The sequence below is a fragment of the Weissella koreensis KACC 15510 genome (genome assembly GCF_000219805.1).
In the GTDB taxonomy this organism is placed as follows: domain Bacteria; phylum Bacillota; class Bacilli; order Lactobacillales; family Lactobacillaceae; genus Weissella; species Weissella koreensis.
The window spans coordinates 900,511-922,810 of sequence record NC_015759.1 but is presented as its reverse complement, the minus strand read 5'-3'; the positions used below and the strand labels follow the sequence as shown (position 1 = coordinate 922,810).

Sequence of the window (22,300 nt, the reverse complement as noted above, 5' to 3'; positions counted from 1 at the left end):
TACGTTAAAACGTAATCGAGATATATACTGAGAAATAAATCTCGAGGGCGGATGATGGGAATCGAACCCACGCATGTCGGTACCACAAACCGATGTGTTAACCACTTCACCACATCCGCCATTATATCAAGCAGGGATAGAGGGAATCGAACCCACACCAGCGGTTTTGGAGACCGTCGTACTACCGTTATACTATATCCCTATTTATTTCTTAATGGAACTTAACATCCCAAATGGCGCGGGAGGGAATCGAACCCCCGACACTACGAGCTTCAATCGTATGCTCTACCAACTGAGCTACCGAGCCATTAAAAACGGTCACAACGGGGTTCGAACCCGTGATCTCCTGCGTGACAGGCAGGCGTCCTAGCCAACTAGACCATGCGACCAATGGACGTTACAGGGATCGAACCTGTGACCCCCTGCTTGTAAGGCAGGTGCTCTCCCAGCTGAGCTAAACGTCCATTTTTTAAATTGTTACAACCGCAACAACAAAAATAAGTATACAAGATATTTTCGATATTGGCAACCCTTTTTGACAAAGTTTTTATATTTTCTTTTTTCGCCATAAATATCACTGCTATAAAGCATACCACTTAACTATCATAAATATTGAATTTATTTTAAATCTAAAGTATAATGTTAGATTGTTGCTAGTAATTTTGGTAGTGTAGCCAAGCGGTAAGGCATCGGTCTGCAAAACCGTGATCGCCGGTTCGATTCCGGTCACTACCTTCAATATATAAAAAGGTCTCAGAAATTGATCTAACTTAACGATAAAGTTAAATTAATCATTCTCGAGGCCTTTTTTATTTTCTATTACTAATGTAATTTTGCTTGAATCATTTCCCAGTTCTGATAACTAGCCATCACAGTAAAAGTGTGAGCTTTTCGGTAACTCTGTTGATGCATCCGTGACCACGTATCTTCATCCCCTAAAATTTGACTGATGGCTGGCAACCATCGCTGCGGTTGATGCAAATCAATCACCAATCCATTTTCTCCATCGGTGATTATAGTATCATCTTGGGTCGTGTAATGATTTTCTACCACTACTAATGGCAATCCATGAGCTAACCCTTCGATCAGTTGCATTCCTTGCCCCTCACTTGACGATGTACTAATTAATAAGCTAGCACGTTGCAAGGCCGCTCGAACTTGCTCCTGTGATCCATATGGCGTAATAAAGACAACCTGCCCTAATCCCAGTTGGACAATTAGGTTTTTGAATTTTTCTAAATATTCAGCATTTTGCGCATAACCCATAAATTCCAGCGTTGCATCCGGAACTCGTGTTCTCAATTGTTTCAACAATTCTAAAGCACCAGCAGGATTCTTTTCAGGACTAATTCGACCCAGCCACAATAAATGATTACTGATACGAGAATTTGATTGGTCTAATACCAGGTCCGCTTCAAAAAGGGTCGTGTCATTAATGACATCAAACTTCAATTTAGGATAACGTCGTTTTAAATCATCTTTTTGTGCTTTAGTAGCTGTTAAAATCAAATCAAACCGTGGCCCTACTACCTCAAACAATGAATGATGACTTTGATATAAATCACCTTGTAATGGATGATTAACATCTGGCGTATGCATTTCATGTACAATGGCTATCTTATGATTAGCAGTTATCGTTTGTGCTACCGAAATATCCATTGATCTTCGTTCTGAAATGAAGTCAGCCGTTGCATCTAACCGTCCTAATTCATTTAAGAAGAAAACAAATAATTCATTTTCTGTCTTGAACCGATAATCACGGCCCTGATATTTAATCAAATGCCATAAAGTTAGTTTAACTTGATTTTCTACCAACATATATGTAACTTCTAAGACCGGTTCTCCATCCAAATTCAAAAACTGTCGACTACTTAATTGTCCATTTGGCATAAATCGATCAACCGATGAACAAAAACCTCGCCAATCCCAATTTTCCCGTAATGTAATATTATCTGCCCGATCATTATATAAAATTTCACCGACTAATCCTACCGTGGCTGGTAAAACATTAATCCTAGCTATTTGCCGACCACTTTTCTTTACTAAGGAATAATTTGGTGATGGGCTCTCTACATGATAGCTTTTCATAGGCAAACTGGGTAAGGTTCGTAAACTTTGAGGCTGCCGTTTTCGTAATAATGTTCCTTGAAAAAAATCATACATATTAATAATTTGACTTAAATCTAAATCCAAATTATGGCGATCACGATCTAAGTAACGATTATACTGGCGCGTAACAAACTTACTTTTCACACCTTTTTGATTTAGCATCTTTACCCGTCGTGCTTGTGAATGCTCCGTTCCCGAGTTAAAGGCAAAAATATTTTCATTAATAAAATAATTCATTAGTTGCAGCCCCTTATCTATTAACCTTTTGCATTTGATCCCACTGTACTTGAGCAGCATCAAATAATTTTTGCCAGGCTTGCATCACATTTTTTTCCGAATACCGTTGTGCAGAAGCATATGCTCCTACTGAATATTTCTCTATTAATGCTGATGATTGAAGTATTTTAACGATAGCTTCGGCCAAAGCCTCATAGTTACCATACTCTACGATGCGTCCATTCACTTGATCTTGAATAATCTCATTAGGGCCATAATTAACATCGTAAGTTATCCCAATCAAGCCATGTGAAATTGCTTCCATCAGTGCTAAGTTGAAGCCTTCCATCCGTGAAGTTAAGCCATACAACATCGCATGATTTTCAACTTGATCAATTTCTTCTGTATAACCGTGGAAAGTGACCACCCGCTCTAATTTATCAGAAGTAATGATCTGTTCAATTGCGCGCCGAGCAGCATAGTTATCAGTCGGGTCAGCGTACCCATAAATATCTAACGTTAATTCCGGTATACTTTGATGCGCCAAGGACACAGCCCTTACCAAATCATCTAATCGCTTTTCATTTGCAATCCGTGCAAAAACTACCATTTTCCCAAAAGTTCGGGCTTGTACCGGAACCTTGGGTTGATCTAACAAATTCTGATCCACAATTCCAACTGGAATAGTAAATAAATTACTTTGTGGTTGAAAACGAGCCATGAGATCATTGGTCTGTTGTGGTGTTGCTGAAACAACGGCATCGTAGGCTGATAAATTATACAATGCATATTCATAGTGGTTATTTAAACTAGCTTCCATCGGCTTTTGCGCGTTACTAGTATGGGCATTATGCATGTGTAGCACACGATAAGCTGGCAAATCTAATTTCAACAATCCAGCATCTCCTAAATGGGATCGATCTAAAATAAAAATATTGGGTCGCGCAATTTGATAATATTCACGATTGATTAAATTTAAAAAGTGCGTCATCAATTCATCCAGCGTATCAAATTGACGGATCTCACCTGCATGCCTTAGCAACCAAGCTGTTTTTACTAATCGATCCCCATTTTGCATGGTATGTTTATAACTATTTTCTAGCACCGGACGCCCTTGTAAATCCAACCAAACCTCTTGATGAATTTTATTATCAGGGGTATACCACTGGACTAAAGAAACAAAACCACGCTCATCATAATGTTTCACTTGATATAAATTATTCCACCCATCAAACCATTCCACCGATTTAACGCGTTCATTATCCGTCTGATCATAATTTACCCGTGCTAAAAGACGTTCTTGATGAAAGACTAAATACCGATGTTTTTTTTCTTCATGGGCAAATTTCAAATTCGGCAATCCAAAATCCACATCATGCAAAGTTATATGTTTTGGATCAACCACCAATGTTCCCTGAAAATAATCAAATAAATTTAATAATTGATCATCACTTAAATGTTCTTTCCTAGCTTGTGCATGTAAATTCGGGTCCCATTCCCGTAACACTAATTTTTGTTTGATTTTGTTTTTTTCAAACAAACGAATTCGTTTTAATTCGGCATGCTCAATTCCTGATTTTTTAGCGGGCAAAGTTGCATTGATATGAAAAATCATCGGTTTCTCCCCGTTTATTACTATTTTTTATTTCCCATCTTATAACAAATATCAACGTCATCACTGGATCAAAATCGCCAATGGTCGTTCATTTTATTACGTTATTTTCCAAATTTAATTATATCACGGTGAATCATCGTTGATTTTAAAAAGAGACCAGGACGCAAAGCATCCTAGCCCCTTTAAATTTATTTTATCTAATTTAAATTAAATAAAAATTAACCAGATCGCGCCAGTCAATCCCAACAACAACCAATAAACTAAAGCTGGTATCGCCGTTCTACGTAAAATTTGACCTTCTTTTCCAGATAAGCCAACAACGGCACTGGCAGCAACAATATTATGCACACAAATCATATTACCAGCTGCGGCACCAATTACTTGTAATGCCATGATCAACTGACCATTTAAACCTGCTTGTTGAGCCACGTTTGCTTGAATGGGTGCAAAAGTCAACGTTGAGACTGTCGCACTCCCAGTAATAAATGAGCCTAATTCTCCCAATAACGGAGCAACAAACGGCCAAACTGGAGCCAAAATTTCAGCAATCGAATTGGCAATATACGTCGGCATACTTGCTAAGTCGCCTTGATTTAATCCAGAATTACTGAAAATTTGGACCATCATTAATGTCACCGCCAACGTAAAGCCTGTCAACTTCATACCTTGTAGAACACTTTTAGCACTACCAATTAAAGGCTTAAGAGTTCTTTGTTGAAAAGCCAGACCAATCACTGCTGCAACCGTTAAAATTGTCCCTGGTGATGATAAGAATTGCCAACTTGAATTAATGTCATTAAATCCTAAAATTTGAACCCATGATAAGTCTAAATATTGGTCTAATAGATATCGAATCGGTTCCACCGTTCTTGTGACTAACAGTAAGATCACTACTAATAAATATGGTAACCATGCCAACCATAGCGGCATAGAACTTGCTGATTTATCATTATTATGCACTGAATCTACGCTTGTACCCCAAGCATTTTTGTACACCGATGCGGGCAAAAGCCAATGCATTCGAATTGATAATAAAGTTAATCCTAACACTACTAACGGTGTCACAATCGAAGCAAATTCATATCCAATCAAATGTACTGTGATAAAGGCTACCAAAGAATAACTAAATCCCAAAGCCAAACTCCAAGGCAACATTTCCTTAAATTTGCCAGTCTCATTTGTTTTAGATCCAAAAAATTTGATCAAGATCCAAATGATTAAAGTTGGTACAAAAGTTCCTGCCGTTAACTCCACTCGAGTAATCATTTGCCCGATCAATTGAATGTAACTTGCACCCCCTGGCAAATTACTCAATCCCACAGTCAAGGGGGTTCCAACTGCTCCAAACGATGCCGATGTAGAATCTCCCACCAAAGCTAAGGTTACCGCTGCTAAAGGATTAAATCCCAAAGCTAACATCAACGGGGCTGTTACCATCGCCGGTGTTCCAAACCCTGATACCCCCTCAATTAGACCACCAAATAAATAAACAATTAAAATGGTTAACACGCGTCGGTCAGTTGTAACTTGCATAAATCCTTGATTAATTCTTTGAATGGCTCCAGTTTTCTTTAATACCTCTAACATCAAAAGAGCCCCAAATAAAATCCATAAAATTGGTAAAGTTTTATGTAGTCCTGGCAACATTGACGCCAGCAAAACCAAACCCGACATTTTCCAAAAAATAGCCGCGGTGACCAAAACTACCCCTGCACTAATCGCCATTCCTTTGGCTGCTGGAAAGTTCAAACCTGCTAGTAAAATTAACGGTAATAAAACCGCCAATAATGCAATTAATAACATGCATTATTCCTCCATGTATCTTTATATTTTATTTTCAACTAACTTTAAATTAACATTGTACGTTCAAAGACACATTATACAGGATTTATAAGGAACCCCCTATTTACGTTTATAACTTTTATTTTTATCCTGCACACAGAATATTTGCAATCGCTTCCATTATTAAAATTACTGTTATAATAGAGGTAATTAAAATTTAATTAATTCTAACCCGTTATAATTAGAAAGGATTTATTTATGCGTAAAATTAATCTCGGTCCAACCGACCTTCAAGTCTCTGACACTGCCCTAGGTGTCATGCGAATGGATCAAAAATCAGTCCCTGAAGCTACTGAAATTATTGAAAAAGCCTTTATGAAAGGTATTGATTTTTTTGATACTGCTGATATTTATGGTGATGGAAAGTCTTCAACAGTGCTAGGTAATGCTCTAGCTGCCAGTTCCTTAAATCGTGATCAATATTTTCTCCAATCTAAAGGAGGAATTATTTTAGAAAACGGCCAAATTAACGGTGACGGTCTGAAAGGTCCTCGTTATGATTTCGACGCCAAACATTTAATTGCGGCCGTTGATATTGAACTTCAACGTCTTCACACTGATTACTTGGATTCTTTCTTGCTCCATCGACCTGACACTTTACAGGACCCAGCTGAGATCGCCAAAGCTTTTGATCAGCTTGAAAAAGCTGGTAAAGTTCGTCATTTTGGGGTTTCAAATATGAATCCGTGGCAAGTTGAATTCCTACAAAGTGCTTTAAATCAAAAACTAATTGCCAACCAACTTCAATTTGGAATTATGCACACTGGTATGATTGATGCTGAATTGCATGTCAATATGCAAGATCCACGCTCTGTCGATCATGACGGTGGAATCCTTGCCTATTCACGTTTAAATCAAATGACCATTCAAGCTTGGTCTCCATTCCAATATGGCTTCTTTGAAGGCCCATTTATCGATAATCCTAAGTTCCCTGAAATCAATGCTAAGTTACAAGAAATCGCGGATAAAAATAACACCAGTAAAAACGCCGTCGCAGTTGCTTGGATCACTTATCATCCCGCTAATATGCAAGTAATTTTAGGTTCAATGAACATTAACCGCATTAATGAAATGACCGATGCTGATCAAGTCCATCTTACCAATCAAGAATGGTATGACATATATTTCGCAGCAGGAAATGATCTACCATAAAAAGAATAACTTATAAATCGTATAACTATCGTTAATTGTGCTTAGAAAGTCAGGTTTCTGATGAATAATTTAATTTTAGTTTTTAAACAAGCTCATATTGATAAAATTGGACCAATCGTAATAGCGCAAAGTAAAAATGTTGAGATTCAATTAAAAATTGCTATTCAAACTGATCCAACTACTTCAAAATTAGATTTAGAAAAATTACCAAATGAACTAGCTGCCAATTACCAAGTTAAATCAACAATGATTCAGACCAGCAATGACGCCATGAATAATTTACATGAATTTTTATTGACTGATACGGAATTACCAACTGATATTTTTGTTGATTCTGATTTTGAATGGGCTGAATCAATTCTCGGTCCTTATAATTGGATCGGCCACGATATTATGAAAATTAAAAATGCTTCCGTTGAAATAGTATAAAATAAAACCTATACGAAATAAGCCCTATAAGTTGGATTCAATCTAACTCACAGGGCTTTTTTATGTTTCAAAAAAAATAAAAATGCAGGCATTCCATGAGACGATTCGGCATAAATTTACCAAATAAAAACAAAATTGGCCGAAAAATTCACGGTTGAATACCGAAAACTTTACGACCAATTAATTAAAATAAACTTCAATTTTTTATAAACTATAAGTTGTTTGAGCAATGGTATTAAGAGAGCTATCCAATCCTTCAATCAATACAACATGATTACCAAATTTCATATCGTGATAAAAATCATCAGAGACATTAATCGAAAAGGTACCATTAGTAATGGTTGCTTCTTCATTATATGAATAACCATCTGCTGAAATTTTAATATTATTAACCGCAGAATCAACATTACCCGTTAATAAACCAGATTTTTTGTCATAATTAACATTTTTAATTTCACTCGTTGTAGAAGGCGCATCATTATTAAAGGCGCCTTGGGCAATAACTGAATTATTAGGTCCATAAGCTACTAAAGTATAACTACCACCATTTTCAACCAAGTCTTTATCTAACTTAGCATCAACAGAAATACTATAAGAATTGTCATCTCTTATAGTAGCAATAGTTGATTTGATAACTGTACCGTTTTTAGCAAGATAAATATCTTTAACGTTACCATTAAAATCACCAAAAATAGAATGGCCCGCTTTATATTTATCCATAGTAACTGAAGCACCTTGCGATGCGGATACAGTCGTTGGATTTGAAAACATTGTTGAGGTAATAGGTGTAGCTAAACTAACAATTGTCATTGATGCAATTGTGAGTAATATAATATTATTCTTTTTCATTAATATTTCTCCTGTGGTTTAGAAATCTATGTGACTTCAGAATTATATCAAACGACAAAACACAAGTAGTACCACATGTTACCGATCAAAAAACAGAGTGCAATATTTAATAAAAATTAAGTGAAAAATATAATAATATGCCATTAAATCACTACAAGTTTCATCTAAATAAAACTAGACGGTACATCCTCGATAAAATACCGAAAACGTACCGTCTAGAAAAAATAACTAGATATTAACTTATAGTTTTTGAGGTTCATCTTAAATATTACTAACCTCTTTTTTATCTTAAATTTATTTTTCAGAACGATCTTGGTATCCCTCTGGATGAGTTTGATGCCAAGTCCAAGCTGTTTTAATAATTTCTTTAACTGATTCATATTGCGGATTCCAGCCTAAAACATTACGAGCTTTCGTTGAATCAGCGATCAAAGAGTCAGGATCTCCAGCTCGGCGGGGCCCAACTTTTGCCGGGATTTCCATACCAGTTGCTTCACGTGCTGCTTCAACCATTTGCTTTACAGAATAACCATTGGCCGTCCCTAAGTTAAATTGATTTGAAGCATTACCTTTGGCCAAGTAATCAAGAGCCAAAACGTGTGCATCAACCAAATCCATAACATGTACATAATCTCGAACATTGAATCCATCAGGTGTATTGTAGTCATCCCCAAACATCGTGATGGCATCACGCTCACCTAAGGCTGTTTGTAAAATGATCGGCACCAAATGTGTTTCTGTAGGATGATCCTCACCAATTGAACCATCAGGCTTAGCACCAGCCACATTAAAGTAACGCAAAGCAACCCACTTCAAATCATGTGCTTTATCAGCCCATCCCATTATTTGTTCCATTTGTAGCTTTGACAAACCATATGGATTGATTGGTAACTGTGGTGTTGTTTCTTTAATTGGGCTCTCTTTAGCGTCGCCATATGTAGCAGCCGTTGATGAGAAGACAATTTGCTTCACATTATGTTCCAACATCACTTCTAGTAATGAAATCATTCCAGCTGTATTATTATCAAAATACTTCAATGGATCTGTCATTGATTCTGGCACAATTGAAGAAGCTGCAAAATGTACTACTTGATCAATTTCTTCTTGATCAAAGACGGCTGACAAAGCAGCCTTATCTCGAATATCGACCTGATAAAAAGGAACATCTTCAGGTACAGCCAATCGGTGCCCAGTTGCCAAATTATCAACAACTACCACCGCTTTATTTTGGGCACGTAATGAATCAACCATATGTGATCCGATATATCCTGCTCCACCTAATACCAAAGTACTCATGTCTGTTCTCCTTATTAAATTCATAATTTCTAACGTTGTGAATCCGCTTCCGTATCGTTTATATCATACTACTACTTTAGTTTGTAGTCCATTTGATCCCTACTTCAGCAGCTAGTTCAGACCCCATCCAAATTTGATGTTTTGTTTCATCACCATTTTGAACAATTTTTGCTTCAACTGTTTCACCCAACAAAACTTCATGTTCAAATTTAATATTAACTAATTGTGGTTCATACGCTAGCAAAAAATCACGACCAAGTGGATCTTGAGCCCAATCCAAATACTTGGCATTGTTCACATGTTGATTTGAATCAATGTCTGAAAAACGGACATGATACTTACAAGTAATTTCGGCGACTTCATCATCTGTAAACTGAAGTGGTTTAGCTAGATGAGGCACGCGCTTAACAGATTCAGGTTGATAAGCCTGTACCACAGCATCCGGAATTTGTGCCATTTTTCGTTTTTTCATGTCGAGCATGGCATACATTGAATCGATTTGAATAATTTTATTATTATTTTCATCTAAAAATGTGTAGTCTCGTTTAGCAAAATACTTATTAAACTCTTTTCCATGCGTTTGTATCGTTACCGTTTCACCAACCATTGGCCGGCGAATGATCGTAATCTCATGTTGCAAAACAATCCAACCTAAGCCCATGGCATGTGTGTAATCCGGTCCCACTTCATATGCTAGAGATTGTTTTGTCGATCCCATAATCGCCAAACTTAAAATATTTGGTAACATCAATTTTCCTGACATATCACCTTCAAAATCTAAAATTTCATGTTTCGTTTCGTAAATTCGCATTTCGTTTTTTCTTATCACTCATTTTGTTCTTGATAAGCCAAATATAGAGCTTGTCGATCTAATTCACGTTTTTTGGCAATTTCTTTAACCGCCGCCGTTGTTTTCTTACCTTGTTTTACCAAAGCCTCAACTGCTTCCAAGTTTGATAATTCCGCTAAAGGATCATTCTCTTCTTCAATTAATGTTACTCCGGATCCACCTTCGATTACGATTACAAATTCACCTCGAACTTGGTTTTCTTGCGCCCAAACCAGCAATTCATCTGCAGTTCCTCGCAAAAATTCTTCATACCGTTTAGTTAACTCACGCGCTAGGACAACTCGTCGATTAGGGCCTAAAACTTGGCTAATATTTGCTAAAGTTTTGGCTAATCGATGTGGTGCCTCATAAAAAATCATTGTTTCTGAATGTTGTGCTAATTGAGTTAATTCTGCTTGTTGGTCTTTGGGTTTTCGCTGCAAGAAGCCATAAAACAAAAATGGCTGTGGAGCTAAGCCGGAAGCAATCAATGCAGTAATTCCTGCTGAAGCACCTGGAATTGGTACCACTGGAATATCAGCATCTAAAGCCGCCTGAACCAACTCATGCCCAGGATCAGAAATAGATGGCATTCCAGCATCTGAAACTTGTGCTAAATCTATACCTTCTAACAAGCGTTCCACTAATTCTGGAATCCGAGTTTCTTTATTATGTTCATGAAATGAAATCTGTTTAGTGGATATCGAAAATTGATTCAACAGTTGTGCTGTATGCCGTGTATCTTCTGCAGCAATTAAATCCACTGCTTTCAAGGTTTCAATTGATCTTTGAGTCATATCACCCAAATTACCAATTGGTGTTGGCACTAAAAATAAAGTCCCGGTTGTTTGCTTACTAAAACTTTTTTGTACTTGCATCCCTACTCCATTCCTACTGAGATTAACTGATCAAAGTATTTTATCTAATCATTTTAATTAGCTGCTAATCCGAACTGGCTTTTTAAAATCATTGTCTCAACCACCGTTTGAAAACTAATGTTACTCTTTAACCATTTAGGAGCTTCCAGAACGATTTCTTGTACCTTTAAAATCGGATCAATTCCAAATGATTGTGCCAAACTGAGCCATTGTTTAGCTTCAATCATCCGTGGCTCACTAATCGCTCCATCCAATAACAGAAGCAAATCACGCCATGCAGACGCTAACAAATTTAATAATACTAATTGTTTACTCTTATCTTGGGCTAAAGGCATCAAATTAATTTGAACTTGATTAAAAGCTTTTGGATCTAGCCTTAAAATACTTTCAACCAAATCTATCACAACCTGATAACTTTTTTTAAACCAATCATCAACTAGCCATTCTCCAGCTACTTCCAAACTATTCGTCAAAGCAGCTACTAATTCAAGCTGCTCTTTGGGATAACCTAGTTGCATCAAAGCCTCTTGATAAGCTACCGGTTCAATTGCATGAAAATCAATAACTTGGGTTCGTGAAACAATCGTTGGTAAAACTTGTTGGCGATTTTCAACCATTAGAATAGCCGTTTGTTGCCCCACTGGTTCCTCAATAAATTTCAACAAACCATTTGCTGCATTATCCGTCATAGTATCAGCTGCACTAATAATAAAAATTTTCTGTTTTCCTTCGACAGCAGTTTTATTGAATTCATCTTTAAGGTACCGAATTTGGTCAATTTTAATTGAACGCCCTTCTGGTTTTACTTCAATTACATCAGGGTGTTCATGATTAGCAATTCTTTGACAATGAGAACATGTTAAATCCGTATCCCCGTTGGCTTGTGGATGTTCACACATTAATCGCATAGCCAACCAAGTTGCCACATCCAACTGTCCCTGACCTTTTGGACCAGTAAATAAAAAAGCATGGGCCAACTGATGACTCTCAATTGCCAGCTTTAACCGCTCCACGAGCGCTGACTGTTGCAAATAAGCGCGTTTCACAATTTCTTGAGCTTCCATGCTTTACTCCTTAATTTTATTAAACCTTTAAAAGATAGGATGAGTGTTATTATACTTTTCTTATTAAAATCAAAAATTAATTTTTTAACCTCATTTTCTATTAAAAAGAATAAAAAACAAGGTTAAATCATAATTTCAAACGAATTTGACCAATCGATCTTTAAAAATGATGGAATTGTTCAATATCTTGAACGAATACTGTTGCTCCACCAACCTGAACCTCCATTGGCATTGCCGTAGTGGCTTCAAATGATAAGTCCAAGCTGGCTGAGGGTGCCATAAATTGTTTCCGAGCTTTCGCATTAGTTTTAATCACCTCAAGCACGTCATCAACTCGTTCATCCTCAATTCCAATCATAAAAGTAGTATTTCCTGAACGCAAAAATCCACCAGAGGTAGCTGTTCGCGTTGCCCGAATATTATTTTTAATAAACGCAGTTCCTAATTTGTTCGCATCTTTATCTTGTATCACAGCAATAATCATTTTCATGGTTTATTCCTCCATTTTCAAAATACGGTTAACGACTTGCCAAGCATCTTCAATGACTTGTTCCATCGGTTGTTCGGCATCAATTATAATAATTCTTTTTGGGTCTTGTTCAGCTAACTGATGATATCCAGCACTCACTCGCTGATGAAATTCAATCGGATCAAGGTCTAATCGATTGATCTCGTTTTGACGATGAGCTTTAATACGAGCCAAACCTACTTCCGGGCGGATATCAAAATAGATCGTGCAATCTGGTAAGAACCCTTCTAAAACAAAATCATTTAATTTACGGACAGCTTCAAATCCAATTCCACGCCCCGCCCCTTGGTAAGCAATTGAACTATCGACAAATCGATCCGACAAAATAATTTTATTAGCTGCCAAAGCTGGTTTAATCGTTTTTTGTACATGTTCCCGACGTGATGCTGCATATAATAAAGCCTCAGTTCTAATATCCATTGCAGGATAGTCTGGACTTAAAACCAAATCACGAATAGCTTCAGCAACTGGATTATCAGTTCCGCCAGGCTCTCTCGTTACCAATAGCCGCGCGCCATATTGCGCTTGTAAACGAGGTATCAAAACTTTCAAGACACTGGTTTTACCTGCGCCTTCAGGTCCTTCAAAACTAATAAATTTTCCAACCATGGATTTGTCTCCTTAATCTAATTGCTCCGAACGAATAATCGAACGTTGCCATTGGCCCTTCATCTTTCTAGTGCGGGCCGCGCGTAACAAGAAGAAATATTTTTGTTTAGCAAAAGCCGTTTGTGCTTTGATCCAACGTGGATCAATTTCGCTTTCAAATAGGGCTATTTCTGATGCCTTAGCTTTTTCATAATCATATTTTGCATCATCAATTGCATCCAACAATTCTGCATCGTAAACTTCCGGTTTTAATTTTAGCTTCTTTAATCCAAACATCACATCTGCGTCCTTCCCTCAACGGACTTAATCAATGTAATTTCATCCGCATAATCGATATCACTACCAACCGCCAAGCCAGTGGCTAGTCGAGATACTTTGATTCCCGCTGGTTTCAAAAGACGGCTCAAATACATCGCTGTCGCCTCACCTTCAGCATTGGCATTTGTTCCAACAATAACTTCTTGAATTTCTTCATTTTTCTGCAAACGTTGGACCAACGTATCGATATTGATATCATCAGGACCTTTTCCTGCTAGTGGTGACAAAACACCATGTAAAACATGGTATCGTCCTCGGAATTCATTAGTGTTTTCCAATGCCATTAAATCTTTCACTTCTTCAACCACTAAAACAACCGAAGGATCACGAGTTTCATCCTGACAGATTGAGCAAGGATCTTCTTCTGTTAGATTTCCACAGATACTACAAAACTTTAAATCACGCTTAGCTGAAATTAATGATTGCGCAAAATGGGTTACATCTTCTTCTTGCATATCAATGGTATAAAATGCTAAACGTGTTGCTGTTTTAATCCCTATTCCAGGTAGTTTCGTATAACTATCTATTAATTTTGCAATTGGTTCTGGATACTGCATCAAATCTCCCCCTTGCATTCTACCAAGTAAGCTGAATTAATCAGCTTTCACTTCAACTAACTCATCCCCAAATAAATCTTTAGCGGCTTGCACAATCGTTTGATCTTGGGTGCTCTCATTTTGTTCTGGAATATCAGTGGCCGCTAATTCAGCTTCCGGTGCTGCTGCACTTTCAGTTGCTGGTTTATTTTTGCGATGTTGTTGAATCCATTGATTTCGTATATCTGGCCATTCTTCGTTGGTCACTAAGACCAAGTTTCTCTCATCTTTACTTTCAGTTAACTTTCTAATTTGTTCATTCAAAAGATCAACCAGCCCTTGATCTTTTTTGGTTTTATCACGGAAAATTTCAAAGTCAAAACCTAAAAGTACACCGTTTGACGAAGCGGCCACCGGTTTAGCAGTACTAAGAATAGCTTTTTGTGAAACATTCAATTGAGCTAAAATATCTGCCCAAGCTGCTTGTAAACGATTCAAATCACCACGTGTGGCAGCATCTAGCACTTCAAAAATATGCTTCTTCTCTGTACTTGCCTTATGTGCAATTCTAATAGGCTGCTCAGCAACAGGTGCGACGTTATCGGTCTCAATCACAGTACCATCATTGGAATCATCTAAGGGTTTCAGCGTAGCTTCAGTATTTGCGTGTACATTTGTGGCGGAATTTCCTGCTACCACTGCTTGTGGTTCAGCAACTCCAGCCTGGTTTAAACGACTCAATTTAACGGTTAATACTTCCAAGTAAATACTAGGACGATTAGTAAATCGTAGTTGTTGTTGGGTTTCACTAAGTACATCAATCATTTGATACCAAGTATCAGCCTTTTGCTCTTGGGCCAATTGTTTAAAATTATCATCAGGTACCAATGAAATTAAATCAGGTGCCTCAGTATTCAACAATAAGTCGCGGGCATAACTGATTAGATCCTCAATAAAACGTCCAGCATCTTTACCGTCAGTTAACACCTCTGTTAACTTAGCTAAAGCTCGTTTAGAATCGTGTTCTACCAAAGCCATGACATATTCACCCAACAAAGTTTGTGTTACCGATCCAGTCACTAAGAGAGCGTTGTCCAGTGTTACATTTCCATTCCCAAAAGAAAGGGCCTGGTCCAGAATACTCAAGGCATCACGCATTCCACCATCAGCGGCATTAGCTATGACCTTAACCGCTGTATCATCATAGTTATTACCACGTTGATTTAGAATATATACCATCCGTTCATAGGCTGCATTGGCATCAATTCTTTTGAAATCAAATCGTTGTGTTCTTGAAATAATCGTTGCCGGAATTTTTTGTGGTTCCGTAGTGGCTAAAATAAAAATAACATTTGCTGGTGGTTCTTCCAAAGTTTTCAATAAAGCATTAAATGCCCCCGTTGACAACATATGAACCTCATCAATGATATAGACCTTATATTTAGCCAAAGTAGGTGCATAATTAACATCTTCTCGGATTTCTCGGATTTCATCCACTCCATTATTAGATGCAGCATCTAATTCGATAATATCACCTAATGTTCCTTGATCAATTGCCTGGCAAATTTCACAAGTTCCATCAGCCTCACCATCAACTGGATGTAAACAATTAACGGCTTTTGCAAAAATTTTGGCCGCAGAAGTTTTTCCTGTTCCTCGAGGTCCAGTAAATAGATAAGCATGCGAAATTTGTTCAGTTATTAAAGCATTCCGGAGGGTCTTTGTAACCACCTCTTGACCAACCATATCGGCAAATTTTTGTGGACGCCAGGTCCGATAAAGTGCTTGATAAGCCATTTGCGACCCTCCCCTTTTAATTTATAATCTTACCCTTTATTCTACCAAAATTTTGCTAGTTTAAAACTAATTATTTTATAAAAATGTTTACAAAAAGAGGCTCGGAACATAAATTTCCGAACCTCTTGTTAAATTTCATATATAAGGCACAGTCCACGATCTCCTTAGTGCTGCTGCCTTCCGACCCTGACACGGTTCGAAGTGCAAACTTGCCCTTGTCTTTCGACATAAATATTATAACACATTCTAGTTTTAATAATCAACTGATTTAAGATACAAACCACTAGCTGGAGCTGTTAATCGGGCTTGTTGTCGATCTTTTTGAGCTAATAGACGTGGGATATCATCAACTGGGCGACTCCCACCACCAATTTCTAATAAAACGCCGACCATAATTCGAATTTGATTATACAAAAATCCGGTTCCCGTAAATTCAAAAATCAATTCCTCATGCTCAACATCATTCATGAATTTAACAGCCGTGACCGTCCGGATTGTGGTTTTAGCCTGAAATCCAGAAGCCGCAAAACTTTGCCAATCGTGTTCACCTAAATAATCATTTATCGCCATTTCAATTTTACTAGGATCAATCCGACGCGGCCAATATCCAGTATAATTGCGTTTAAATGGGTCCCGAAAAGCACGATTTGATAAACGATACTGATACGTTTTGGTATGTGCACTATATTGAGCATGAAAGTCGGCATCAACTTTCTCTACTTTTTTTATTTCAATATCAAAGGGTAGCATCGTCGCAAGTCCTTTACGAACCCCACTTTCGGGAATATCAAAAGGTAAATCAAAATGGGCTACTTGACCTAAAGCGTGGACCCCAGCATCCGTTCGACCAGACCCCTGAACTCGAATTGGTTGTTCCGGATTTTTAGCCATTCTATTCACAGCTTTTTCTAATTCTCCTTGCACCGTTCGTTTACTTGGTTGAACTTGCCAACCAGAAAAGTCGGTTCCATCATAGGCAACAATAGCACGATATCTTGGCATCTTATATCCCTCCTTCATTTCAGATAAATTTTAAAAAATTAGATAAAAAACAAATAATAAGATCGCAAAAACAATAAAAATTATTACTGCCCAAGAATCAATTTTGTGCCAACTTTGCATCCGATATTTAGAACGTTCGACCCCTACTCGGTAGCCGCGCACCTCCATTGCATCCCCTAATTCAATAGCCCGTTTAATTGCATTAATAAACAACGGGATCAACACTGGAATAAAAGCTTTCGCTCGTTTCACCAGACTCCCCTCATTGAACAAAACACCTCGCGCTCGTTGAGCATTAATAATCATTTCTGCTTCATCCAATAGAGTTGGTACAAAGCGCAATGCGATCGAAACCATTAGAGCTAACTCGGCGACTGGAACTTTGATTTTTTGTAAGGGACGCAATAACGTTTCAAGCGCATCTGCAATATCTAATGGTGTCGTCGTCAATGTTAAGACCGTAGAAAACATAATAATTAACATAAAACGGATAAAAATAGCTACCCCGTTAACTAATCCATCGCTAGTGATCTTCAACCAACCCCATGACCACAAAACATGACCAGTTGTCACAAATAAAATTTGCAAAACAGTGGTAAACAGCATTAGAAAAATCAAAGGCCGCACACCCCGCAAGAAAACACCAAAGCCCAGTTTAGTTAAGCTCACTACTAATAAAGTAATAGCCGTCGCAAGAAGATAGCCTGGCCAATTAGTTGCTAAGAAAATCATAAAAATAAAGGCAATACTCAAAACCAACTTAACTCGTGCATTTAAACGATGAATCACTGAATCACCCGGCAAATAACGACCAATCAAAATTTTACTAAACATTTTTGTTGGCCTCCCTTATTTTTTGCGCCAATTGATCAGCTAGAGCGTCAAGGTTTAACACATGTTCGAGTTTAATACCTTTGTTCTCTAATCGATCTGCGAAAGCCTTAGCCATCGGAACATCTAATTGTTTTGTTTGTAACCATTGCTGATTTGAAAAGACTTCTTCAGGCGTTCCCGTTTTAATAACTGTTCCATGTTCAAATACTAAAACATGTTGTGCATATTGTGCTACAAATTCCATTTGATGGGTTACCAAAATAATTGTCATTCCATATTCGTGTTGCAATTGTGCAAATAGCGCCATCAGTTCTTGTTGACCTTGTGGATCCAAACCCGCTGTTGGTTCATCGAGAACCAAAATTTCCGGTTCTAACGCTAGCACTCCTGCAATAGCCACCCGACGCATCTGACCACCTGATAAATCAAAAGGTGATTGATCATCAAATTTTTCAGGCATACCAACCAGACGTAATGCTTTTAATGCTAAAGTTTTGGCTTCTTCAGAACTATGACCAAAATTTTTAGGGCCAAACATCACATCTTCTAAGACGGTCGCCTCAAATAATTGTGCCTCAGGGAACTGAAAAACCATTCCCACATGGCGGCGAATTTCATTCGTAGCTGCTAATTTCGTTTCTGGCGTGACCATTTGATCTAAGATTTCAATTTTACCACTCTGCGGTAAAATCAATCCGTCCAACAATTGCAACATTGTCGATTTTCCCGAACCAGTATGCCCAATCACAGCCGTAAATTGCTGCTTTGGGATCGTAAAGTTAACATCATGTACGCCTGGCACAGCAAAAGGTGACTCAACTTGGTAGGTAAAACCTACTTCTTGGAAATTGATTGCCATATCCAATCCACCATCCCATCCATTGTTTCATAAGTTGTCGGCACTTTAATCCCACGCTGTGCCAGCTTAACTTTGAGTTGTTCCGCAAATGGAACATTTAATCCTAATTGAATTAGTTTTTCAGCATTATTGAAAACCTGATCTGGTTGACCCATCTCTACTAACTTTCCATCATTAATCACAATCACGTTATCAGCGTGCGCCGCTTCATCAATATCATGTGTAATTGAAATAACTGTCAATTCATCACCTAGTTCCGCCTTAAGATTACGTACTAATTCAATCATTTCCCGGCGGCCTTTAGGATCTAACATAGCGGTAGCTTCATCTAAAATCAAAATTTTTGGTTCAATTACCAAAGCACTCGCTAAAGCAACCCGCTGCTTTTGCCCACCAGATAAATGAGCCGGTTCCCTTGTAGCAAAATCTTGCATCCCAACCCGTTTTAATGCATTTTGAACTCGTTGATACATCTCTTCGCGTTTAACTTGTCTATTTTCCAACCCAAAGGCGACATCATCTTCAACCGTGGCACCGACAAATTGATTATCTGGATTTTGGAAAACCATCCCAACAAGATCTCTAATTTCATAAATATTTTCTTCATTAATTACTAATTGATTAACTTTAATCTGACCAGATTGTGTATTCAAAAGACCGGTCAATAATTTGGCCAATGTCGACTTTCCAGAACCATTATGACCAATTACTGCCACCCATTCCCCCTTTTCAATGTTAAAGTTTAATTGTTCTAACGCCGGTTCGGAGCGATTAGGATATGTATATGTTAAATTTTTAATCTCAATCATAATTCATACATCCTTAAAAATTTTAATTTTAATCTCTACGATATTCTACCAAATATCATTAGCTTCTTGTTACAATAAGAGTATCGTACTGTGTTTATTCTAGCTTATTTGATTTTTGATGAATCAATCTTCACTAGTTTAAAAGGTAGTGCCTTCGAATTTAATTTAAACGAGGTAAAAATTAACTATGTCTGAAATCGATTTAAACCATTCCAATGATTATCGGAATGTCACTGATTATTATAAAAATATGTCTGATGAAGCCATTCGAGCAGATTTGGATGAAAAACGTAATGAAGCCGTTTCAATCATGCAAAATTTAACGCATGATTTTAACAAGGCTACAGCCGTACGTAATAGCAATGCTTTTGCGACTCGCAAATTAATATTCCTTAATCCAGTTAATCAATCTTTCCCCGATCGACCAGAGGGTTCAAAAAAATGGGATCGTCGTGGATCAGTTGGAACATATAACTACGAACATATTGAACATCATCGAGTAACCGATTATCAAGTTATTTTTGATCAACTACATGCTGAAGGATATACCATTTACGCGATTGATAACATTGAATCTTACCAACCAACCAACCTTTTTGAAACCAAATTAGCTAAAAAGGCAGCCTTCATTTTTGGTGAAGAACAAATTGGCCTCGCTGATGAATTAATTAAAGCTTCTGATGCAATGCTCTATATTCCCCAAGCAGGAAGCGTTCGTTCACTCAACGTTTCAGTCGCTCACGGAATTGTCCTAGCTTTTTATGCTGCTCAACACCCCAACCTATAACATAAATAAGCAGTAATTTTAATTTAAAGATTCTTGCAATATATCATAAGGGAGCCTGGAAAAATCCGAGCTCCCTTTTTAATTATATTATAAATACTAATTTTATCTTTTTTCATCTTCCAAGTCATTATAGCTAGCTTGACTATCACCAGTAATAAATATTCCTAAATTCTTTTGAATAAATGGAACTAACCAGTAGTCAACCCCAAATGAACGTCCGGCACCATTCATCAAAGCAATTCCGACAAAGGGGAGTAGCAACGCTGAAATTGAAAAAGAAGTTCCCAGCATTACAAGCGACAACAAAAAAGTCATAAAGCCAGCAATTGTGGTCATAAATCCAAAGAACAGGGCCATTCCTACTCCCGCAAAGATAGAACCAATTCCCCCTCCAATCGCAACCCCAGTAATAATCAAAAATATTCCCGTCGCTAAACGTAACGGCAAAGACCACAAGGTATTTCCGACATTGGAAACATTTCCTTGTCCAGAAATCATATGTTGCGGCGTTGAGAAAATTTCACGCTTTAAGTATTGATGTATTTGATAAGTTGATCCCAATTGGGCCAAAAAATGTAAATTGCTTAAATGCTTAAACTCACGTGCCCAAAATCCAGTTACCGCTAAACGATTTTTAAAAATCGCGACCCCATACCGTGATCCAACAGAAATAAAAATCCGTTGACTTTTCGGTTTAAAAGCACTTAAATCTCCATGATTTAATAATTTAACCGCAATATTATTGGCTAATTTACCTGATTGATTGACTGCATTATGCACATTTTGAGGCCAGAAATAACGATGTTCACCACGTTTAGGCATTAAGGTTTCTGAACCCTTCCGTTCTTTTAAATGCGCTGGCAAAGGCTGAATCACTGAGTCACCCAATGCATAAATATCAGCTTGATCCTGAATCCGCATTTCAGGTGTAACTTGCAGATGTCGTTCTTCATCTTGACTTAAATCCAATTCAGTCATTTGCGTTCGACCCTGCGTACCACCAGCCCAAATAACGGTATTAGTCATAATCTTATCACCGTCATTCAATACTAAATGATCTTCAAAAATTTCTGATACAGCTTTCTTTTTGTAAACCTTGACGCCTTGATGCCTTAAGTAATTTTCAACTTTATGACTAACCCGAGCATCATCTAAATCTGATAATATTTCGGCTTTAGATTCGACTAAGGTTAATTCAATTTCGCGATTACGAAGTTGGTTCGCTTTAGCCAAAATTCTACGTTCATCCAGTAGTTCACCAAGAATTTGAACCCCCAGATAACCGCCACCAACCACAACGAGCCGTAATTTTTGCTGTCGAATATCTTCATCTAATTCAATTGCGCCTTGCCGAATGACTTCTTCTATATGTACTCGCAGAGAAGTTGCTTGGTCCAAGCTCCAAAACGGAAAACCATATTCATTCACTCCAGGAACATCAGACCGTGCCTCAACACCACCAGCCCAAATCAACTTATTATAATCCACCTGTCCTATCGAGGTATGAATGATATGTTGATTTGCATCAATATTTTCAACCCGTGCTGTCACAATCTTAACGTTTTTTTGATGCATAAAAAGCTGTCGTAAATCAAATTGTACGGCGTTAGGTTCAATCCGCTTAGTCGCCACTTCATGTAAACTCGTACGGTACGTGAAAAAGGGATGCTCATCAATCAAAACTATTTCATATTCTGATTTTTGATTAAATTGGTTAGCTAATTTACGAGCCGTCATAACTCCAGCATAACCAGCTCCAACAATTACAATACGCTTCTTCATCAGTTTCCCCTCGCTCATTCTCACTTTAAAATACTGTCGCTTAAATTTAATAAAGCATTTTAGATCATTTTTAACTTTATATTTACGGATAATAACGTTTAACTTTTATCCCATTTCAATCAATTCGTTTAAGCCTGATTCTAACGTAACCTTTTTCTT

At 37.6% G+C, this 22,300-nt stretch carries 21 protein-coding genes, 6 tRNA genes and 1 other RNA gene; 4 read left to right on the top strand and 24 right to left on the bottom strand.

The window, feature by feature from the left end; all coding sequences use genetic code 11:
- Window positions 1-46: 46 nt before the first annotated feature.
- The 5 genes from WKK_RS04450 to WKK_RS04430 all read right to left on the bottom strand — a co-directional run bounded on the left by WKK_RS04450 (window position 47) and on the right by WKK_RS04430 (window position 464).
- Window positions 47-119, bottom strand: a tRNA-His gene (locus tag WKK_RS04450).
- Between the two features lie 12 nt (window positions 120-131).
- A tRNA-Trp gene (locus tag WKK_RS04445) sits at window positions 132-202 on the bottom strand.
- Window positions 203-234: 32 nt separating this feature from the next.
- A tRNA-Phe gene (locus tag WKK_RS04440) sits at window positions 235-307 on the bottom strand.
- 8 nt (window positions 308-315) lie between these two features.
- Window positions 316-389: transfer RNA gene (locus WKK_RS04435), tRNA-Asp, on the bottom strand.
- A 2-nt stretch (window positions 390-391) separates the two neighbouring features.
- Window positions 392-464: transfer RNA gene (locus tag WKK_RS04430), tRNA-Val, on the bottom strand.
- Window positions 465-664: 200 nt separating this feature from the next.
- Between WKK_RS04430 and WKK_RS04425 the strand changes: the two genes are divergently transcribed.
- Window positions 665-735: transfer RNA gene (locus tag WKK_RS04425), tRNA-Cys, on the top strand.
- Window positions 736-822: 87 nt separating this feature from the next.
- Here WKK_RS04425 and WKK_RS04420 read toward each other — a convergent pair.
- From WKK_RS04420 to WKK_RS04410, 3 genes are all read right to left on the bottom strand, one after another.
- Window positions 823-2,346, bottom strand: coding sequence for a glycosyltransferase (locus WKK_RS04420; RefSeq protein ID WP_013989596.1), 1,524 nt, complete (start codon window positions 2,344-2,346; stop codon window positions 823-825).
- A 13-nt stretch (window positions 2,347-2,359) separates the two neighbouring features.
- Window positions 2,360-3,940: an accessory Sec system glycosyltransferase Asp1 gene (gene asp1 / locus WKK_RS04415; RefSeq protein WP_013989595.1), complete on the bottom strand. Its 1,581-nt coding sequence runs from the start codon at window positions 3,938-3,940 to the stop codon at window positions 2,360-2,362.
- 207 nt (window positions 3,941-4,147) lie between these two features.
- Window positions 4,148-5,743: an L-lactate permease gene (locus tag WKK_RS04410; protein WP_013989594.1), complete on the bottom strand. Its 1,596-nt coding sequence runs from the start codon at window positions 5,741-5,743 to the stop codon at window positions 4,148-4,150.
- Between the two features lie 237 nt (window positions 5,744-5,980).
- Here WKK_RS04410 and WKK_RS04405 point away from each other — a divergent pair, with 237 nt between their 5' ends.
- Both WKK_RS04405 and WKK_RS04400 read left to right on the top strand, forming a co-directional pair.
- Window positions 5,981-6,934, top strand: coding sequence for an aldo/keto reductase (locus tag WKK_RS04405; protein ID WP_013989593.1), 954 nt, complete (start codon window positions 5,981-5,983; stop codon window positions 6,932-6,934).
- A gap of 60 nt (window positions 6,935-6,994) precedes the next feature.
- Window positions 6,995-7,363: a hypothetical protein gene (locus WKK_RS04400; RefSeq protein ID WP_006844902.1), complete on the top strand. Its 369-nt coding sequence runs from the start codon at window positions 6,995-6,997 to the stop codon at window positions 7,361-7,363.
- A 204-nt stretch (window positions 7,364-7,567) separates the two neighbouring features.
- Here the strand turns inward: WKK_RS04400 and WKK_RS04395 are convergent, their stop codons facing one another.
- The 15 genes from WKK_RS04395 to WKK_RS04330 all read right to left on the bottom strand — a co-directional run bounded on the left by WKK_RS04395 (window position 7,568) and on the right by WKK_RS04330 (window position 19,572).
- Window positions 7,568-8,212 carry a hypothetical protein gene (locus WKK_RS04395; protein WP_013989592.1) on the bottom strand — a complete coding sequence of 215 codons (645 nt, stop codon included), beginning with the start codon at window positions 8,210-8,212 and terminating at the stop codon, window positions 7,568-7,570.
- Between the two features lie 294 nt (window positions 8,213-8,506).
- Window positions 8,507-9,508 (bottom strand): UDP-glucose 4-epimerase GalE, encoded by a 1,002-nt coding sequence (gene galE / locus WKK_RS04390; RefSeq protein ID WP_013989591.1) that lies wholly within the window; start codon window positions 9,506-9,508, stop codon window positions 8,507-8,509.
- 76 nt (window positions 9,509-9,584) lie between these two features.
- The gene (locus WKK_RS04385) at window positions 9,585-10,319 is read right to left on the bottom strand and encodes an acyl-[acyl-carrier-protein] thioesterase (RefSeq protein ID WP_013989590.1); all 735 of its coding nucleotides are present in this window, start codon (window positions 10,317-10,319) and stop codon (window positions 9,585-9,587) included.
- A gap of 14 nt (window positions 10,320-10,333) precedes the next feature.
- The gene (rsmI, locus tag WKK_RS04380) at window positions 10,334-11,215 is read right to left on the bottom strand and encodes a 16S rRNA (cytidine(1402)-2'-O)-methyltransferase (RefSeq protein WP_013989589.1); all 882 of its coding nucleotides are present in this window, start codon (window positions 11,213-11,215) and stop codon (window positions 10,334-10,336) included.
- A 53-nt stretch (window positions 11,216-11,268) separates the two neighbouring features.
- Window positions 11,269-12,279, bottom strand: a complete 1,011-nt coding sequence (gene holB / locus WKK_RS04375) for a DNA polymerase III subunit delta' (RefSeq protein WP_013989588.1) — start codon at window positions 12,277-12,279, stop codon at window positions 11,269-11,271.
- Window positions 12,280-12,439: 160 nt separating this feature from the next.
- Window positions 12,440-12,769, bottom strand: coding sequence for a cyclic-di-AMP receptor (locus WKK_RS04370; protein WP_006844896.1), 330 nt, complete (start codon window positions 12,767-12,769; stop codon window positions 12,440-12,442).
- 3 nt (window positions 12,770-12,772) lie between these two features.
- Window positions 12,773-13,417, bottom strand: a complete 645-nt coding sequence (tmk, locus tag WKK_RS04365; protein WP_013989587.1) for a dTMP kinase — start codon at window positions 13,415-13,417, stop codon at window positions 12,773-12,775.
- Window positions 13,418-13,429: 12 nt separating this feature from the next.
- Entirely contained in the window at window positions 13,430-13,693 is a 264-nt protein-coding gene (locus WKK_RS04360) for a YaaL family protein (protein WP_006844894.1), read from the bottom strand.
- On the bottom strand, window positions 13,693-14,292 hold the full coding sequence (recR, locus tag WKK_RS04355; RefSeq protein ID WP_006844893.1) for a recombination mediator RecR: 600 nt from the start codon (window positions 14,290-14,292) through the stop codon (window positions 13,693-13,695). The genes WKK_RS04360 and recR overlap by 1 nt, the downstream gene beginning before the upstream one ends.
- A 36-nt stretch (window positions 14,293-14,328) precedes the next feature.
- Window positions 14,329-16,068 (bottom strand): DNA polymerase III subunit gamma/tau, encoded by a 1,740-nt coding sequence (gene dnaX / locus WKK_RS04350; protein WP_013989586.1) that lies wholly within the window; start codon window positions 16,066-16,068, stop codon window positions 14,329-14,331.
- A gap of 135 nt (window positions 16,069-16,203) precedes the next feature.
- Window positions 16,204-16,289, bottom strand: an RNA gene (ffs, locus tag WKK_RS07095) — signal recognition particle sRNA small type.
- Window positions 16,290-16,320: 31 nt separating this feature from the next.
- Window positions 16,321-17,070 (bottom strand): tRNA pseudouridine(38-40) synthase TruA, encoded by a 750-nt coding sequence (gene truA, locus WKK_RS04345; RefSeq protein WP_006844891.1) that lies wholly within the window; start codon window positions 17,068-17,070, stop codon window positions 16,321-16,323.
- Window positions 17,071-17,100: 30 nt separating this feature from the next.
- Window positions 17,101-17,904 carry an energy-coupling factor transporter transmembrane component T family protein gene (locus WKK_RS04340; protein ID WP_013989585.1) on the bottom strand — a complete coding sequence of 268 codons (804 nt, stop codon included), beginning with the start codon at window positions 17,902-17,904 and terminating at the stop codon, window positions 17,101-17,103.
- On the bottom strand, window positions 17,897-18,763 hold the full coding sequence (locus WKK_RS04335) for an energy-coupling factor transporter ATPase (protein WP_006844889.1): 867 nt from the start codon (window positions 18,761-18,763) through the stop codon (window positions 17,897-17,899). The genes WKK_RS04340 and WKK_RS04335 overlap by 8 nt, the downstream gene beginning before the upstream one ends.
- On the bottom strand, window positions 18,739-19,572 hold the full coding sequence (locus tag WKK_RS04330; protein WP_013989584.1) for an energy-coupling factor ABC transporter ATP-binding protein: 834 nt from the start codon (window positions 19,570-19,572) through the stop codon (window positions 18,739-18,741). Before WKK_RS04330 ends, WKK_RS04335 begins: the two co-directional genes overlap by 25 nt.
- Before the next feature lie 187 nt (window positions 19,573-19,759).
- Here WKK_RS04330 and WKK_RS04325 point away from each other — a divergent pair, with 187 nt between their 5' ends.
- The gene (locus WKK_RS04325; protein ID WP_006844887.1) at window positions 19,760-20,359 is read left to right on the top strand and encodes a TrmH family RNA methyltransferase; all 600 of its coding nucleotides are present in this window, start codon (window positions 19,760-19,762) and stop codon (window positions 20,357-20,359) included.
- Window positions 20,360-20,461: 102 nt separating this feature from the next.
- On the opposite strand, the gene WKK_RS04320 is transcribed toward WKK_RS04325, so the two are convergent.
- Window positions 20,462-22,141: an FAD-dependent oxidoreductase gene (locus tag WKK_RS04320; protein ID WP_013989583.1), complete on the bottom strand. Its 1,680-nt coding sequence runs from the start codon at window positions 22,139-22,141 to the stop codon at window positions 20,462-20,464.
- Window positions 22,142-22,300: the final 159 nt, after the last annotated feature.

Excerpts from the sequence above, each read along its gene's own strand:
- WKK_RS04420 (WP_013989596.1), bottom strand. The coding sequence starts at position 2,346 with ATGAATTATTTTATTAATGAAAATATTTTTGCCTTTAACTCGGGAACG.
- asp1 (WP_013989595.1), bottom strand. The coding sequence starts at position 3,940 with ATGATTTTTCATATCAATGCAACTTTGCCCGCTAAAAAATCAGGAATT.
- WKK_RS04410 (WP_013989594.1), bottom strand. The coding sequence starts at position 5,743 with ATGTTATTAATTGCATTATTGGCGGTTTTATTACCGTTAATTTTACTA.
- WKK_RS04405 (WP_013989593.1), top strand. The coding sequence starts at position 5,981 with ATGCGTAAAATTAATCTCGGTCCAACCGACCTTCAAGTCTCTGACACT.
- WKK_RS04400 (WP_006844902.1), top strand. The coding sequence starts at position 6,995 with ATGAATAATTTAATTTTAGTTTTTAAACAAGCTCATATTGATAAAATT.
- WKK_RS04395 (WP_013989592.1), bottom strand. The coding sequence starts at position 8,212 with ATGAAAAAGAATAATATTATATTACTCACAATTGCATCAATGACAATT.
- galE (WP_013989591.1), bottom strand. The coding sequence starts at position 9,508 with ATGAGTACTTTGGTATTAGGTGGAGCAGGATATATCGGATCACATATG.
- WKK_RS04385 (WP_013989590.1), bottom strand. The coding sequence starts at position 10,319 with ATGCGAATTTACGAAACGAAACATGAAATTTTAGATTTTGAAGGTGAT.
- rsmI (WP_013989589.1), bottom strand. The coding sequence starts at position 11,215 with ATGCAAGTACAAAAAAGTTTTAGTAAGCAAACAACCGGGACTTTATTT.
- holB (WP_013989588.1), bottom strand. The coding sequence starts at position 12,279 with ATGGAAGCTCAAGAAATTGTGAAACGCGCTTATTTGCAACAGTCAGCG.
- WKK_RS04370 (WP_006844896.1), bottom strand. The coding sequence starts at position 12,769 with ATGAAAATGATTATTGCTGTGATACAAGATAAAGATGCGAACAAATTA.
- tmk (WP_013989587.1), bottom strand. The coding sequence starts at position 13,417 with ATGGTTGGAAAATTTATTAGTTTTGAAGGACCTGAAGGCGCAGGTAAA.
- WKK_RS04360 (WP_006844894.1), bottom strand. The coding sequence starts at position 13,693 with ATGTTTGGATTAAAGAAGCTAAAATTAAAACCGGAAGTTTACGATGCA.
- recR (WP_006844893.1), bottom strand. The coding sequence starts at position 14,292 with ATGCAGTATCCAGAACCAATTGCAAAATTAATAGATAGTTATACGAAA.
- dnaX (WP_013989586.1), bottom strand. The coding sequence starts at position 16,068 with ATGGCTTATCAAGCACTTTATCGGACCTGGCGTCCACAAAAATTTGCC.
- truA (WP_006844891.1), bottom strand. The coding sequence starts at position 17,070 with ATGCCAAGATATCGTGCTATTGTTGCCTATGATGGAACCGACTTTTCT.
- WKK_RS04340 (WP_013989585.1), bottom strand. The coding sequence starts at position 17,904 with ATGTTTAGTAAAATTTTGATTGGTCGTTATTTGCCGGGTGATTCAGTG.
- WKK_RS04335 (WP_006844889.1), bottom strand. The coding sequence starts at position 18,763 with ATGGCAATCAATTTCCAAGAAGTAGGTTTTACCTACCAAGTTGAGTCA.
- WKK_RS04330 (WP_013989584.1), bottom strand. The coding sequence starts at position 19,572 with ATGATTGAGATTAAAAATTTAACATATACATATCCTAATCGCTCCGAA.
- WKK_RS04325 (WP_006844887.1), top strand. The coding sequence starts at position 19,760 with ATGTCTGAAATCGATTTAAACCATTCCAATGATTATCGGAATGTCACT.
- WKK_RS04320 (WP_013989583.1), bottom strand. The coding sequence starts at position 22,141 with ATGAAGAAGCGTATTGTAATTGTTGGAGCTGGTTATGCTGGAGTTATG.